This is a genomic window from Flavobacterium humi (assembly GCF_004745595.1).
Lineage (GTDB): Bacteria > Bacteroidota > Bacteroidia > Flavobacteriales > Flavobacteriaceae > Flavobacterium > Flavobacterium humi.
This window is the reverse complement of record NZ_SRLH01000001.1, coordinates 288,534-302,351: the sequence shown is the minus strand read 5'-3', so window position 1 is coordinate 302,351 and position 13,818 is coordinate 288,534. Positions and strand designations below refer to the sequence as shown.

The following is a 13,818-nucleotide window of genomic DNA, read 5'->3' as shown; positions in this document are numbered from 1 at the left end:
CGGAACGTTTTTTTATACCTAATTTTTAAAAGTTTCCAGGTCATTAATAGGATTCAACAAAGGCTAGACCCTTCCTTTCAAGGCATTGAAAACCCAGGCATTCGCCAAAAAACCGATTCCAACGGCGCCAAAACCCCATCCGGCCACATCATCATACTTGAAAATCCCCAAGCCAATTAATATCAGTCCCATTGCAATCATAATCAATGTTGCCCAAGCCAATACCGTATTTTTATTCATCATTTTCTTTTCGTATTAAATTCAATTTCGAAGATTCGAGGGCGCAAATATCGCTTTTTTTATTGTTTTAGAAAATAATTAACATATTTAAAAAGGCAATTCTGTAATTGATAATTCCGGGTTTGTGTCTTGCTTTATTTTTTCCCTCCGGCAAATTTCCAGCCTAGATAACCCATTGGAATATAAGCAACAGCCAGGTCCAGTACCGTAAACCAGATGGGCGACGGAAGCATGGCAATATTTGCAATTCCACCAATAAGGAAAAACACACTTACTCCTAATGCAATTCTTTTATAGTTATTAGCAGCGATAAGAGCCGCCACTAACGCTCCAACCAATGTTCCTAAAGCATGTGCCAGGAAAGGAAAGATAAAATGTTTGGGCTCAAGCAAGTGCATAGAGGCTTTCAGTCCTTCCATGGTAGTCATATCAACACCTGGCGGAGGAGGAATGACAGAGCCGCTAACGGTTATAATGCCCATATTGACGATACTTCCTATCACAATACCGGCCAAAACTGCCAGGATATTTCTAAAAATCGGGTTCATACGTTTTGTTTTTTGATGGTTTGTAATTGCAAGATACCTCTTTTTGCATTCTTATTGTGAATCGTTTACATACTCCAAAGCTTTTTCGGCTAGGCCCGGCCACTTCCGATGAAAAGCAAAAGGCACCTGCACCCATTCTTTCATAGGCCTGTTTTTACCCGAAGGATCGAACAACTGCGCTCCTTCCAAAGATAACGCTTCCCGGTGTGTTTCCCCTTGCAGCTTGAAAACCATTGCCGACTGGAAGAAACAGATAAAGGCTTTTCCGCCGCTCTTAAAACAAGATTTGCCGAACATCTGGCTTTGCTGGGCGCCGGGTATGTTCTTACCTATGCCGAGATAGGTGCTTTCTTCTTCATTCATTTGAATTTAAAAATTTTAAATATCCAAAAGCCTTCTGTGGTAATTGATCTGCCCCAAATGGTACGATAAATGTGTCGTAAGATGCACCAAAAACTGTTCTGTTGTGGTGGCTTTTTCAAATACGATAATAGGATAATCGGCCTTCAGGTCTTCTTCCGTTAAGGCTTCAAGCCCTTTTTTTACGACCGGGATTGTTTCATCAATCATCCTGATCAGTTCCTGGCGAGGGACGCTTTTCTGCGAAAATTCCAATTCGCGGTTTCTTACATATCCGGTTTTCCCGAAAGTGGCCCCGATAAACCAATTGAGGTTCCCAATTAAATGCAGGCAGAGGTTACCGCCCGAATTCGCAATGTTTTTATCAATTTCCCAGAGTGATTTTTCGTTGGTGTAGGCTGCAATTTCCTGTTTGAGTTTATTGAGGTCCCTCTCAAAAAACTGCTGTAAAGTATCTGTTAACATAATTATTATGAAGGTTTATTTTTTTGAAAACAAATGCTGCACGACCCAGGCCGGCCCGATCATCAGGAACTGGAGGTCCTTTAGGAAAGAAGGCTTTTTCCCTTCAATATTATGTCCGTAAAACTGCCCGATCCAGGCAACGGCAAACACAATTAAAGAAAAAGCCCAAAGTGGCATCCATTTTCCGATATAAAAATTAAGGAGGAGGCATAAAAAGGCAAAAATACCAATCTTGGCAGCCATCGGGACAGACAACCGGATATAAAAAATAAGCACTGGCAGCAACGCTACAAATGCCCAATTTTCAATCAGTGGTTGGTTTAACCGAAGTAAATTGCTTAAAAAAGAACTGGGGATACTCATAAGCAAACCCACAATTGAAAAGAAAATAGCCGGTACGCAAATGTAATGAATGGCTTTGTTTGTCGGGTTTTGATGGCTTACGGCATATTCGTCAAACCATTGTTCTAAGGTCCTCATGGTGTCCTGATTTATAATTCTCCCCTAAATTATAAAATATTCTCGTTTGAAAGAAAGAAACAATATTTATTTAAGCATCATTTAAATCAATACATTGATTTTCAAATTAATACAAAATAATTGTTAACTAAAAATCTTCACCAACATTTCCTTTAGCAAATCAGCCTGAGGCAAGGCGTTGGCACCCACACCCTTACTTTTGACATCTATATCACGTAATGTCCCAACAATGGCACTCACCTTTTTCATAGGGTAATTTCGCAATGCTACATCGTAATCTTTCAGGAAAAAAGGGTTTACTTTTAATGCCGCTGCTACGTTTTTAGGGTTTTTATCCTTCAATCCGTGGTATTGCAGCAATTGCGAAAAAAAGCTAAATACCAAGCCTATCGTAAGCACAATAGGGTTATCTTTCGGGTTTTGGGCAAAGTGGTCCGCTATTTGGTACGCCTTGAGCTGGTTGCGTTCGCCTATCGCCTTGCGCAATTCGAATGGGTTGAAATCCTTGCTAAAGCCTATATTTTCTTCAATAATCGCCGGGGTAATGGTAGCGCCGGGTTTCAGGATAATAGCCAGTTTATCAATTTCATTGGCGATACGGCTCAAGTCTGTCCCCAGGAAATCTACAAACATGGCTGCGGCTTTGGGCTCTATATTGAGTTTCTTCCCTTGTAACACTCTTACCAACCAGGTTCCCACTTGGTTTTCATATAATTTCTTGCTTTCAAAAACAACACCGGCTTTCTCGAGTACTTTGGTTACTTTTTTACGTTTGTCCAGCGTTTTGTATTTGTAGCAGATGACCAAAACCGTGGTTGGCTGCGGGTTTTCGGCATAAGCCTCCAACTTATCGATGGTGCGGGACAATTCCTGCGCTTCTTTGACAATAACCACCTGGCGGTCAGCCATCATTGGGAAACGTTTGGCATTACCCACAATATCTTCAACCGTAACATCGCGCCCATACAATACCGTTTGGTTAAAATCACGTTCGTGTTCCTGGAGGATGTTCTGTTCTATGAATTCAGCCAGCTTATCAATATAATAGGGCTCTTCTCCCATTAAAAAATAAATCGGCCGTATGTTTCCGGCTTGAATTTCTTTTATGATTTTTAAAACTTCATCCAAAATAAGTCGATTTGTTTATTTGGTTATTTGATAATAGCTTTGCGATATGCAAAAACTGAATTTCCCTGCGTATTCATTCCGGCTCAAAAATAGTGAAAATAAAATCGCTGTGTTTGATGAAATCCGTAAAAAATTTGTAATCCTTACACCTGAAGAATGGGTGCGCCAGCATGTGGTCCAGTTTCTGCTGCAGCATAAAAACTACCCCAAATCCTATATCAACGTAGAAAAATCCATAAAGGTAAACGGTTTGACCAAACGCTATGACATCGTGGTTTTCCGCCCTGACGGCTCATTATTCCTCCTTATTGAATGCAAAGCGCCCGAAGTTTCCATTTCCCAAAACACTTTCGATCAGATTGCCCGTTACAATATGGCGCTGGAATCGCAATATTTAATGGTAACCAACGGACTAAATCATTATTTTTGCCAGATGGATTTCGAAAAAGAACAATATCAGTTTTTACGGGATCTTCCGGATTTTACTAAAGTTTAATAAAAGAATGAAAAAAATAGTTGTTAGCGTTATATGCCTGTTTTTAGGTATTGTGTTTTTTTCCTGTAAAAAAGAGGATCAAAAAGCACCTGAAAGCGAGGCTACTACAACAGAAACCACTCCTGTACATCCTGAAACGGCAAAAAAAGCGCCAAGGGAAATCCAGGTCTCGAAAACGGAAAAATTAACCTCTGAAATTGTCAGCGAAACAGCTGCGGCAAAAGCCAAACTCAATAAGGAAAATGCCGTGTCCGTCTATAAGGATTTCCGCCAGGAGATTGAAACCATCATAGGCCAGCTGAACGATGCCAATGCGAATATTCTGGACGAATATTACCAGTTTTACGATCAAAAAACCGCCAGGATTGTATTATCCGGTGCTGTGAAAACCAAAGTGAAATCGTTTACCAAAGCCAATGTGGAAATATGGGAAATTGGTGAAGGCATGGCCGAAATACGCACTGTCCCTAATTTTTACCTGGATATTTTCAAGAATGACCTGCCGGAAGATTATGTGGCTTACCTCAAACTGGAAGCCTTTGACAATACGACTTTATACGCAGCCGATGCCGGTTTTGTCATTTCTCTCAAAGAAGTGTCCGACAGGGTCATCAATTGGGAAAATTTCCTGGCCAAATACCCGGAAAGTATGTTGTATCCGGAAGCAAAGGAAGCGTACAAAGATTACCTCACCAATTACCTCTACGGTTTAGACAATACCGCCAATTTCGATTATGAAAACATGACACTCTATCCGGAAAGCCAAAAGGAATTTGAGGAATTCATGGCAAAATACCCTGCTTCGACGGCGACCAAAATAACAAAGGTTTTTACCGATGCATTCGCCCGAAAAGTAACCCCGGATGAATTGAATGCGCTGATCAGGACGGAAGAAACCAAATATCCCATAACAAAATAAAAATGCCCAATACTGCAGTTGTCATATTGAACTGGAACGGAATAGCTTTGTTAGAGCAGTTCTTGCCTTCCGTTATCCGGTATTCCCCCGAAGCGGTAATTTATGTTGCCGATAATGCTTCAACCGATGCTTCGGTTTCTTTTGTAAAAAAACATTTCCCTTCGGTTAAAATTATCTCCAACAGCGACAATTTCGGCTTTGCCAAAGGCTATAATGAAGCCTTGCAGTTTGTGGAAGAAGATATTTATGCTTTGGTCAATTCGGATATAGAAGTTACCGAAAACTGGCTCGCCCCTATTCTTTCCTTATTCGAAAAGGAGCCGGAAACAGCCATCATCCAGCCTAAAATACTGGATTTCAAAAACAAGGAATATTTTGAATATGCCGGTGCCGGCGGCGGTTTTATCGATAAATACGGGTTTCCATTTTGCCGTGGACGTATCTTTGAAACTTTGGAAAAAGACAATGGGCAATATAACGACACTTGTGAGATTTTCTGGGCATCGGGAGCTTGTTTTTTTATCCGTAAAAAAGTATTCCGGGAACTGGAAGGTTTCGATCCTGATTTTTTTGCGCATCAGGAAGAAATCGATTTGTGCTGGCGTGCTTTCAATAAAAACTACACTATCAAATATTGCGGCAATTCAACGGTTTATCATGTTGGCGGTGCTACCTTAAATGCCGGCAGCCCGAAGAAAACGTTCCTGAATTTCAGGAATTCGCTTTGGATGCTGACCAAAAACCTTCCGGCGAAAACAATGGCCGTTACGCTCTTTATCCGCATGGTTTTGGATGGGATTGCAGGCATCCGTTTCCTCACACAGGGAAAGCCGAAACACTTGTTCTCTGTTTTGCATGCGCATTATTCCTTTTATAGTCGTATCTTTAAGTTCTCAAACAAGCGCGATATTCGCCAATCTGAAAAATATTACAAAATAAATTCGATCGTTTATCGTTATTATATCAGTAATGACAACCTCTTTGAAAAATTAAAGTAAATTAAATTCACAAGTTTATGAGAAAATTAGTCTTTTTAGTATCAGTAATTTCACTGGTAATGGGTTCGTGCGGAACAAAGAAAAAAATTGCCGCACTGGAAGCCCAAAACAAAGAAATTCAGGATTTATTAAACAGCTGCACCGTAAAATTAAACGCATGCCTGACTGAAAAAGAGGCGATGGCCAATCAGAATGAATTCCTGAAAAAGAACAATACCGACCTGATCAACAATATGGGCAATATGACAACCCTTACTACTCAAGGGGCTCAAAATATTGAAAAAGCTTTGGAAACCATCAAAGAAAAAGACTTGAAAATCAGCCGTATGCAAGATGCATTAACCAAAAAAGATTCTGTAACCCTGGCTTTGGTAACAAGTTTGAAACGCGAAGTAGGAATTGACGATCCGGACATCAATATCAATGTAGAAAAAGGAGTGGTTATGATTTCCATTGCCGATAACCTTTTATTCAAATCCGGAAGTTACGATGTAAGCGACAGGGCGAAAGGCGTTTTGGCCAAAGTAGCGAAGGTCGTAAACAGCAAACCTGATTTCGAATGTATGGTGGAAGGCCATACGGATAACGTGCCTATCAAAAATACTGTTCTGCTGGACAACTGGGATTTATCTGTAAAAAGAGCGACTTCCATTGTAAGGGTTTTACATAATGACCTGGGTGTGAACCCAAAACAATTGATTCCTGCCGGTAGGAGCTATTACATTCCTTTGGTGGAAAACGACACGCCTGAAAACCGCGCCAAAAACAGAAGGACGAGAATCATCATTATGCCTAAAATCGACCAGTTCTATGAAATGATCGAAAAGGAAATGAAAAAACAGCAATAAACAGCACGGCATAAAACTTCAAAAGCAGGTCTCACGACCTGCTTTTTCCATATTTCCCAATTTCTTTCGATAACACCATTTAATAGAAAAACGGTAAAACCAGACTGCATACTTTTATACGTGAGATATAAAACTATAGCTTCCTGTACCTAATTTTCGATTGTTATAAAAATAATTGGAAATACCCTACTAATTTACAAATTTTTAGTGGAATATTATTGGTATTGTCATAAAATATCAAGGCTCCCTTTTCCTTCACGAACCACAACAGGCTCATAACCCGATAAATCTATAACTGTAGAACCGATATTATCTCCGTAACCGCCGTCAATGACTACATCTACGAGGTTTTGCCATTTTTCGAAGATCAATTCTGGATCTGTGGAATATTCCAGGACTTCATCATCGTCATGTATCGATGTAGAAACAATAGGGTTTCCGAGCATCCTGACAATTTCCAAAGCAATGTTATTTTCCGGCACACGGATCCCAACAGTTGTTTTCTTTTTGAATTCCTTCGGCAGGTTGTTGTTTCCTGGTAAAATAAAAGTATAAGGCCCTGGCAAGGCACGTTTTAATATCTTAAAAGTCGAGGTATCGATCTGTTTCACATAATCGGAAATATTGCTCAAGTCATGGCAAACAAAGGAAAAATTAGCTTTCTCCAGTTTGATGCCCTTTATCCTGGCAATCCTCTCCAATGCTTTTGTATTGGTAATATCACAGCCCAAACCATAAACGGTATCCGTAGGATAAATGATCAATCCGCCTTCTCTCAGGACCTTAACGACTTTGGCAATAGCCGCTTCACTGGTCTTGTCTTCGTATATTTTGATGAATTGTGCCATGGTTTTATTTTTTATAGTAAGGGAGAAACACAAACAAATATACCTTTTATTCCTGTATTTTCCTTGTTTCTTTGACTCATCCTTCTTGATGCTCCTTATCCAATCACATCCAATTTCGCAAACCGAAGCAGTAATTTTTTAATACCGCCCACTTCAAATTTGATTTCCGCCTTTTTATCGGCGCCTGCTCCTTCCAGGTTCAGGATTTCCCCTTTTCCGAAGCGCTCGTGCATTACGATATTCCCTGCTACCAGTTTATTGTCGAATAAATTGGCGCTATTCCCAGACGAATTGCTGGCAACGGGTTTCAATTTCCGGATGTTTACTGAAGAAACCGGTTCCTTGTCTGTGATGTATTTAGGTGGCGTGCCGGCAACAGGTTTCGACAGGCGTAATTTTGATTTGTCTACATCACCAAAAATATCATGGTCAATCATTGGTTTATAGCGGTAACTCGTCTCGGTAGGTGTCAGGTATTCTAAAAACTGCCCGTCAATTTCTTCTATAAACCGTGAAGGCTCGCTATCTGTCAATTTTCCCCAACGGTAGCGTGATTGCGCATAGGTCAGGTATGCCTGGTGCTCCGCCCTGGTTAAGGCTACGTAAAACAAACGCCGTTCCTCTTCGAGTTCGCTTCGGGTACTCATACTCATTGCGCTCGGGAACAAATCTTCTTCCATCCCGACAATAAAAACTGTTGGAAATTCAAGCCCTTTGGCCAAATGGATGGTCATCAAAGCCACCCTATCATCGTCACCGGTATCATTGTCCAGGTCGGTGGCCAAGGCTACATCTTCCAAAAATTCCGATAAGGCACCACGGGCACCGTCAACTTCTTTCTGGCCTTCGGTAAAATCCTTGATACCGTTTAGCAATTCCTCTATATTTTCAATGCGGGCAATCCCTTCCGGTGTCGCATCTTTCTTCAATTCTTGTATATAACCGGTTTTTTTGGCCACATGGTCTGCCAGGTAAAACGCATCCTGGTTTTCATTGATGACCTGAAAACTCTTGATCATGGTAACAAAATCCTGCAATTTGTTTTTGGTCCCGGAAGTCAGTTTCAAATCGATTTTATCAATATGTTCCATCACTTCAAAAATGGAACGCTTGTAATGATTGGCCGCAACGGTCAGTTTTTCAACGGTAGTGTCTCCAATTCCCCTGGCAGGATAGTTGATGACCCTGATTAAGGCTTCTTCATCCTTAGGATTGATTACCAGTCGCAGATAGCACAAAACGTCCTTGATTTCCTTACGTTGGTAAAAAGACAATCCGCCATAAATACGGTACGGGATATCACGCTTCCTGAGCGCGTCTTCCATGGCACGGGATTGTGCGTTGGTACGGTAGAGGATTGCAAATTCGCTATTCATCATCTGCTTTTGCATCTTCTCCTCAAAAATAGTAGAAGCTACAAAACGTCCTTCTTCCCCATCGGTGAGGCTTCGGTGTATTTTAATCTTTGGCCCGTTGTCATTAGCTGTCCAGACTACTTTATCCAATTTGACTTTATTCTTTTCAATAATGGAATTCGCCGCTTCTACAATATTTTTCGTCGAACGGTAATTTTGCTCCAGCCGGTACATGGTCACGTTATCGTAATCTTTCTGGAAATTCAGGATATTGTTGATGTTCGCGCCGCGGAAAGCATAAATACTCTGCGCATCATCCCCAACGACACAAATGTTCTGGAAACGATCTGACAATGCCCTTACGATCAGGTACTGCGAATGGTTCGTATCCTGGTACTCATCTACCAGAATATAACGGAACCGGTTTTGGTATTTCATCAGCACATCCGGGAAACGCGTTAGCAATTCGTTGGTTTTCAGCAGCAAATCATCAAAATCCATGGCGCCGGCTTTAAAGCAACGGTCTACATAATGCTGGTATATTTCGCCCAAACGCGGTTTTTTGCTCATCGCATCAGCTTCCTGGAGTTCCGGATTGTTAAAATAGGCTTTAACGGTTACCAAACTGTTTTTGTAGGACGATATCCGGCTGAAAACCTGTTTTGGTTTGTAAATATCCTTGTCCAGCTGCATTTCCTTGATAATCGACCCTAATAAACGGACACTGTCCTGCGAATCGTAAATCGTAAAATTGCTTGGGTATCCTAATTTATCGGCTTCCAAACGGAGGATTTTCGCAAAAACAGAGTGGAAAGTCCCCATCCAAAGGTTTTTAGCCTCCGAATTCCCCACAATATCGGCAATACGTTTCTTCATTTCACGCGCCGCTTTGTTGGTAAAAGTGAGTGACAGGATATTGAAGGCATCCACTCCCTGGTGCATCAAATTGGCAATCCTAACCGTCAGTACACGTGTTTTCCCAGAGCCGGCACCGGCAATGACAATCATTGGCCCATCCTTCTGCAAGACAGGTGCCTGTTGGGCTTCATTAAGTTGGCTAATATATTTTTGCATAATAAAAATCAAACCCCAAAAATACGCTGACAAAAGGTTTATTACAATTAAATTTTTAAGTTTATTTGATTATTCGTTTATTTGCCCGAAGAAATCCGTATCTCAACAACCAATAGCTATTACAATTCCTATGGACGCTACTAAAATTATCGAAATAATCGCCTATACCATTCCTTCTTTGATTACCGGAGGTGTGGCTTACTACCTGTTCAATGCTTATTTTAATGACCAGCAGAACACCAGGCGATGGCTGTTGCAAAAAGAAAACCAAAAAGACGCATTGCCTTTGCGCCTGCAGGCATACGAACGCATGGCACTGTTTTTGGAAAGGATCAATCCTTCTAAATTGCTGATCCGTGTGGCTCCGGTTTCGAATAATGCCAATGATTATGAAAACTTGCTGATTTACAGCATCGAACAGGAATTCGAACACAACCTGACACAACAAATTTATGTTACCGATGAATGCTGGACCATTATTTTAACGGCCAAAAACACTATCATCCAAAACATCCGTAAAACCAATATGAGTGAAAAAATAGACACGGCCGACAAACTGCGCGAAACTATTTTAAGTGATTTGCTCGATGGCGAATCTCCTTGCGTGGTTGCTTTGGCGTATCTTAAGCACGAAGTTTCCTCTATTATTTAAGCTCGTTTTTTAAAAAAGCCTGCTCTTTTCCTGTCAATTTGGGAAGCAAAGCTTCAAAAGCCTTCCTGAATTCCTCTTTTTTGAGCATTGCCCGAATGGTATTTTTTCCAAAAGCGACAAACTGCCATTTGTGATGGGTTGTAGCATTGACAAGGGACTGCAGCACCCTTTCATCAGTAGGGTTTATTTTTAAAAGCATTTCCAAGGCATTCTGGCGGATGGTACTGTCATAATTTACAGAGGCATAATCAATCATTTCCTTATACAATCTCGATTTGTTCTCCGGTTGGTATCCAGGTGTTCCCAAAGCCAGCATAAGCCAGGTAATCCGAAGGTCTTTATCGTTTGAACCAACCCAGTTTTCAGATTTTTCAACCAGTTTGACCCTGTCTTCCGGGAATTTCACCCATAGATTCTGCAGGGCTATCTGACGGGTTTTATAAGACGGGTCTTCCAACAGGCTTTCGTATTCGGGTTTTAGTTCCAAAGGAATTTCCAGTAACGTTTCGGCAATGGCCTGTCGCACTTTTATGTCATTACTATGAAAAGCCAACAGGAGCAATTCTTTTTTATCTTCCATCGAAACTTCAGATAATTGGCGTATAACTTCCTGTTTTACAGGATAAAAAACACCTGATTTCAACAAAGACTTGAAGTGTTCTTTTTTCTGTTCAAAAGGAATATCCTGCATTTTTTGAAGCTCCAAATAGGCCTTTGCAAATTTGTTCTTGTGCAGAACGGCGGTTACTTCTTCGAGGTTGAAACCAGGTTTTTCAAGCCAATCCTTTCGGAAAGCTGTCACATCATAAGCCGATACTTTCTTGATTTCATCCAGGAAATTTTCGGTTACCACGTTCTTGAATTTATAGTGCTGAAGGTATTTTTTAACGGCTTTTTGGAAATTTTCATGCCCTATTTTTTCATCCAGCATATACAGGGCCAAAGCTCCTTTTTGATAAAACGTTAGTGAACTGGCTTTGCCGTTCAGGATGGGAATCGTGTCTGTTTTGGCAGCCGCCTGCAATTCTTCTGTGATTTTGATCAGTTCATAATTAAAATGGTCTTCGCCGAAAAGAGCTTTTTCCGCCAGAAGTGCATAATACGTCGCAAAGCCTTCCTGCAGCCAGTGATCGTGGCCGGATTCTTCGGTAATCAAATCTCCAAACCACTGATGTGCAAGCTCATGCGCATTAACATTGATGTAATTCTTATCATTAAAACCTACGGCATCCACCACCAGGTCCTGCGAAAAAAGCGTAGCGGAAGTATTTTCCATGCCGGCATATAAAAAGTCATTTACCGGAAGCTGGCGGTACACTTTCCATGGGTACTTCACTCCTATTTCCTTTTCCATGAAATCGAATATCTCTTTGGAATACTTGTATGTAGCATCAAATTTATCTTTGTCTTCGGGTTTCAGGTAGATTTCCAGAGGAATCCCGGATTTTGACTGCAAAACCTCTTTGTCGTATTTTCCGATGGCCATCATTACCAAATAAGAACTCATCGGCTGCCGCATCGAATAGCTGAAAACAGAATGATTTTTGTCGTGCGTAAGCGCAATGGTATTTTTACTGGAAGAATTGTTCTCGCCATTGGATACGACCTGGTATTGCTTGTCAAAAACGACGGAAAGGTTAAAAACAACTTTTTCGTTCCCGTTATCAAAACTAGGAAGCCAATGACTGGTATATTTCCCCTGGCCTTGCGTCCAGATTTGCAGGTAATTCCCCTCTCCAATGAAATAAAGCGCTTGTTTCGGTACGGCTTTATACGAGAAAGCCAATATGTTTTTGCCTTTTTTAAAACCTTCAAACAGCAGCAATTCCTTACCGGTATTTTTAAACCTGACTTCCTTACCATTGATTTTCAACGAAGTAAAACTCATTTTCTGGGCATCGATTTTTATGGTATCGATCGGGCTTTTCACTTTAAAATGATACAGGATATCGCCGGTTATGGATTTTTCGGCAGGATTTGGGATAACCACGCCTTCCATTATAGTAAAATCTACTTTCCGGATTTGTTGCCCGAAGCAAAGGACAGGAAATAAAAGGAATAAAAGGGAAAAATGTTTCATATTGTGCACTAAGAATTTCAAAGTTACAAAGCTTGCCTAAACTTTTCGCTACATTTTTGTAAGTTTACCTTCAAATTACATCATTTTTGAAAAAGAAAGCTATTTTTAACTGGAGCAGCGGCAAGGATTCGGCGCTGGCTTTATACAAAACCCTGAAGAATCCTGATATCGAGATTGTTTCGCTCCTGACAAGCGTTAACCAGCAATACAACCGGATTTCCATGCATGGCGTGCGTGCGGAGCTTTTGGAACAACAGGCAAAAAGCATTGGCTTGCCGTTGTATATGATGAAGATTCCCGAGATGCCCACTATGGAAGTGTACGAAAATGTAGTCCGGGAAACCATGGTGAAATTTAAATCAGAAGGAGTTTCTCTTTCTATTTTCGGGGATATCTTCCTGGAAGATTTACGGAAATACCGCGAAGAAAAATTGGCCTCCATGCAACTGGAAGGTGTTTTCCCGCTTTGGAACACCCCAACAAAACAACTGATCCAGGAGTTTCTCGATTTGGGTTTTAAAACTATTGTTACCTGTGTTAACGAACGCCATCTTGATAAAAGTTTTGCAGGAAGGGTCATTGATGCGCAATTTATAGCTGATTTGCCTGATGATGTTGATGTTTGTGGCGAAAACGGAGAGTTTCATACCTTTACTTTTGACGGCCCGGTTTTTTCTAAGCCGATTACCTTCGAAGTGGGTGAAATTGTCTACCGCAAATACGAAAAACCAAAAGAAGAGCCTTCCGGCACGGCCTGCGATACCAATACGTCCGACCCTTTTGACTATGGATTCTGGTATTGCGACCTGCTTCCAAAATAACGATACTATGACCGTAGAATTACAAAAAATACTAGCATTCCTGAAAGAAATCGGTATCCGGGTTATTGAAAAGGAATTGGATGGCACCACTTTCCTGCCCGGGCTTGCCATTGGGCCAAATTACCTGATTATTGATTACCAGAAGTTGAAATACCCGGGCGATATCCTTCATGAAGCAGGCCATTTGGCGGTGACTCCCGCTGCCGAAAGGAAACACATCGGTACTGAAACCATGCCGGAAGAATGGCCCACGCAGGGTGATGAAATTGGTGCGATGCTGTGGTCATATGCGGCTTCCTGCCACCTGGAGCTTGCTTTTGATGTTGTTTTCCATCCTAACGGTTATAAAGGAAATTCAGACTGGCTTATTGACAGTTATAAAAATAAAAATTACATCGGATTGCCTTTCCTGGAATGGGCGGGGCTAACTTTGGGGCAGGACAGCGCCTTAAAGGAAGACAAAGAGCCTTTTCCGGCAATGCAGCAATGGTTAAGAAATTAGGATT

Annotated in this window: 16 protein-coding genes; 7 read left to right on the top strand and 9 right to left on the bottom strand. The window is 41.2% G+C overall.

Going from position 1 to position 13,818, the window contains the following annotated elements; translation table 11 throughout:
• Nucleotides 1-63 precede the first annotated feature (63 nt).
• The 6 genes from E4635_RS01225 to holA all read right to left on the bottom strand — a co-directional run bounded on the left by E4635_RS01225 (nt 64) and on the right by holA (nt 3,221).
• Entirely contained in the window at nt 64-240 is a 177-nt protein-coding gene (locus tag E4635_RS01225) for a CAL67264 family membrane protein (RefSeq protein WP_135525120.1), read from the bottom strand.
• A gap of 134 nt (nt 241-374) precedes the next feature.
• Nucleotides 375-788: a hypothetical protein gene (locus E4635_RS01220; protein WP_135524791.1), complete on the bottom strand. Its 414-nt coding sequence runs from the start codon at nt 786-788 to the stop codon at nt 375-377.
• Nucleotides 789-839: 51 nt separating this feature from the next.
• Nucleotides 840-1,151 carry a hypothetical protein gene (locus E4635_RS01215; RefSeq protein WP_135524790.1) on the bottom strand — a complete coding sequence of 104 codons (312 nt, stop codon included), beginning with the start codon at nt 1,149-1,151 and terminating at the stop codon, nt 840-842.
• A 15-nt stretch (nt 1,152-1,166) separates the two neighbouring features.
• Nucleotides 1,167-1,613 (bottom strand): DinB family protein, encoded by a 447-nt coding sequence (locus E4635_RS01210; protein ID WP_135524789.1) that lies wholly within the window; start codon nt 1,611-1,613, stop codon nt 1,167-1,169.
• A 15-nt stretch (nt 1,614-1,628) separates the two neighbouring features.
• Entirely contained in the window at nt 1,629-2,093 is a 465-nt protein-coding gene (locus E4635_RS01205; protein ID WP_135524788.1) for an Mpo1 family 2-hydroxy fatty acid dioxygenase, read from the bottom strand.
• Between the two features lie 123 nt (nt 2,094-2,216).
• Nucleotides 2,217-3,221 carry a DNA polymerase III subunit delta gene (gene holA, locus E4635_RS01200; protein WP_135524787.1) on the bottom strand — a complete coding sequence of 335 codons (1,005 nt, stop codon included), beginning with the start codon at nt 3,219-3,221 and terminating at the stop codon, nt 2,217-2,219.
• A 46-nt stretch (nt 3,222-3,267) separates the two neighbouring features.
• On the opposite strand from holA, the gene E4635_RS01195 reads away from it, so the two are divergent.
• Genes E4635_RS01195 through E4635_RS01180 form a run of 4 tightly spaced genes read left to right on the top strand, consistent with a single transcriptional unit; the run spans nt 3,268 to nt 6,482 of the window.
• Complete coding sequence (locus E4635_RS01195; protein WP_135524786.1) at nt 3,268-3,717, top strand: type I restriction enzyme HsdR N-terminal domain-containing protein; 450 nt, start codon at nt 3,268-3,270, stop codon at nt 3,715-3,717.
• Nucleotides 3,718-3,724: 7 nt separating this feature from the next.
• Entirely contained in the window at nt 3,725-4,636 is a 912-nt protein-coding gene (locus E4635_RS01190; RefSeq protein ID WP_135524785.1) for a hypothetical protein, read from the top strand.
• A gap of 2 nt (nt 4,637-4,638) precedes the next feature.
• On the top strand, nt 4,639-5,634 hold the full coding sequence (locus E4635_RS01185; RefSeq protein ID WP_135524784.1) for a glycosyltransferase family 2 protein: 996 nt from the start codon (nt 4,639-4,641) through the stop codon (nt 5,632-5,634).
• A gap of 17 nt (nt 5,635-5,651) precedes the next feature.
• The gene (locus E4635_RS01180) at nt 5,652-6,482 is read left to right on the top strand and encodes an OmpA/MotB family protein (RefSeq protein ID WP_135524783.1); all 831 of its coding nucleotides are present in this window, start codon (nt 5,652-5,654) and stop codon (nt 6,480-6,482) included.
• A gap of 227 nt (nt 6,483-6,709) precedes the next feature.
• Here the strand turns inward: E4635_RS01180 and E4635_RS01175 are convergent, their stop codons facing one another.
• Both E4635_RS01175 and E4635_RS01170 read right to left on the bottom strand, forming a co-directional pair.
• The gene (locus E4635_RS01175) at nt 6,710-7,330 is read right to left on the bottom strand and encodes an L-threonylcarbamoyladenylate synthase (protein ID WP_135524782.1); all 621 of its coding nucleotides are present in this window, start codon (nt 7,328-7,330) and stop codon (nt 6,710-6,712) included.
• 95 nt (nt 7,331-7,425) lie between these two features.
• Nucleotides 7,426-9,759 carry an ATP-dependent helicase gene (locus E4635_RS01170; RefSeq protein ID WP_135524781.1) on the bottom strand — a complete coding sequence of 778 codons (2,334 nt, stop codon included), beginning with the start codon at nt 9,757-9,759 and terminating at the stop codon, nt 7,426-7,428.
• A gap of 130 nt (nt 9,760-9,889) precedes the next feature.
• On the opposite strand from E4635_RS01170, the gene E4635_RS01165 reads away from it, so the two are divergent.
• The gene (locus tag E4635_RS01165; RefSeq protein ID WP_135524780.1) at nt 9,890-10,411 is read left to right on the top strand and encodes a DUF7935 family protein; all 522 of its coding nucleotides are present in this window, start codon (nt 9,890-9,892) and stop codon (nt 10,409-10,411) included.
• On the opposite strand, the gene E4635_RS01160 is transcribed toward E4635_RS01165, so the two are convergent.
• Nucleotides 10,404-12,491, bottom strand: coding sequence for a M1 family metallopeptidase (locus tag E4635_RS01160; RefSeq protein ID WP_135524779.1), 2,088 nt, complete (start codon nt 12,489-12,491; stop codon nt 10,404-10,406). The two genes, E4635_RS01165 and E4635_RS01160, sit on opposite strands and share 8 nt — an antisense overlap.
• 86 nt (nt 12,492-12,577) lie before the next feature.
• Here E4635_RS01160 and E4635_RS01155 point away from each other — a divergent pair, with 86 nt between their 5' ends.
• Both E4635_RS01155 and E4635_RS01150 read left to right on the top strand, forming a co-directional pair.
• Nucleotides 12,578-13,312, top strand: a complete 735-nt coding sequence (locus tag E4635_RS01155; RefSeq protein ID WP_135524778.1) for a Dph6-related ATP pyrophosphatase — start codon at nt 12,578-12,580, stop codon at nt 13,310-13,312.
• 7 nt (nt 13,313-13,319) lie between these two features.
• Nucleotides 13,320-13,814, top strand: a complete 495-nt coding sequence (locus tag E4635_RS01150; protein WP_135524777.1) for a hypothetical protein — start codon at nt 13,320-13,322, stop codon at nt 13,812-13,814.
• Nucleotides 13,815-13,818 lie beyond the last annotated feature (4 nt).

Bases quoted from the DNA above. Each gene is read 5' to 3' on its own strand.
- E4635_RS01225 (WP_135525120.1), bottom strand. From the start codon at position 240: ATGAATAAAAATACGGTATTGGCTTGGGCAACATTGATTATGATTGCA.
- E4635_RS01220 (WP_135524791.1), bottom strand. From the start codon at position 788: ATGAACCCGATTTTTAGAAATATCCTGGCAGTTTTGGCCGGTATTGTG.
- E4635_RS01215 (WP_135524790.1), bottom strand. From the start codon at position 1,151: ATGAATGAAGAAGAAAGCACCTATCTCGGCATAGGTAAGAACATACCC.
- E4635_RS01210 (WP_135524789.1), bottom strand. From the start codon at position 1,613: ATGTTAACAGATACTTTACAGCAGTTTTTTGAGAGGGACCTCAATAAA.
- E4635_RS01205 (WP_135524788.1), bottom strand. From the start codon at position 2,093: ATGAGGACCTTAGAACAATGGTTTGACGAATATGCCGTAAGCCATCAA.
- E4635_RS01195 (WP_135524786.1), top strand. From the start codon at position 3,268: ATGCAAAAACTGAATTTCCCTGCGTATTCATTCCGGCTCAAAAATAGT.
- E4635_RS01190 (WP_135524785.1), top strand. From the start codon at position 3,725: ATGAAAAAAATAGTTGTTAGCGTTATATGCCTGTTTTTAGGTATTGTG.
- E4635_RS01185 (WP_135524784.1), top strand. From the start codon at position 4,639: ATGCCCAATACTGCAGTTGTCATATTGAACTGGAACGGAATAGCTTTG.
- E4635_RS01180 (WP_135524783.1), top strand. From the start codon at position 5,652: ATGAGAAAATTAGTCTTTTTAGTATCAGTAATTTCACTGGTAATGGGT.
- E4635_RS01175 (WP_135524782.1), bottom strand. From the start codon at position 7,330: ATGGCACAATTCATCAAAATATACGAAGACAAGACCAGTGAAGCGGCT.
- E4635_RS01170 (WP_135524781.1), bottom strand. From the start codon at position 9,759: ATGCAAAAATATATTAGCCAACTTAATGAAGCCCAACAGGCACCTGTC.
- E4635_RS01165 (WP_135524780.1), top strand. From the start codon at position 9,890: ATGGACGCTACTAAAATTATCGAAATAATCGCCTATACCATTCCTTCT.
- E4635_RS01160 (WP_135524779.1), bottom strand. From the start codon at position 12,491: ATGAAACATTTTTCCCTTTTATTCCTTTTATTTCCTGTCCTTTGCTTC.
- E4635_RS01150 (WP_135524777.1), top strand. From the start codon at position 13,320: ATGACCGTAGAATTACAAAAAATACTAGCATTCCTGAAAGAAATCGGT.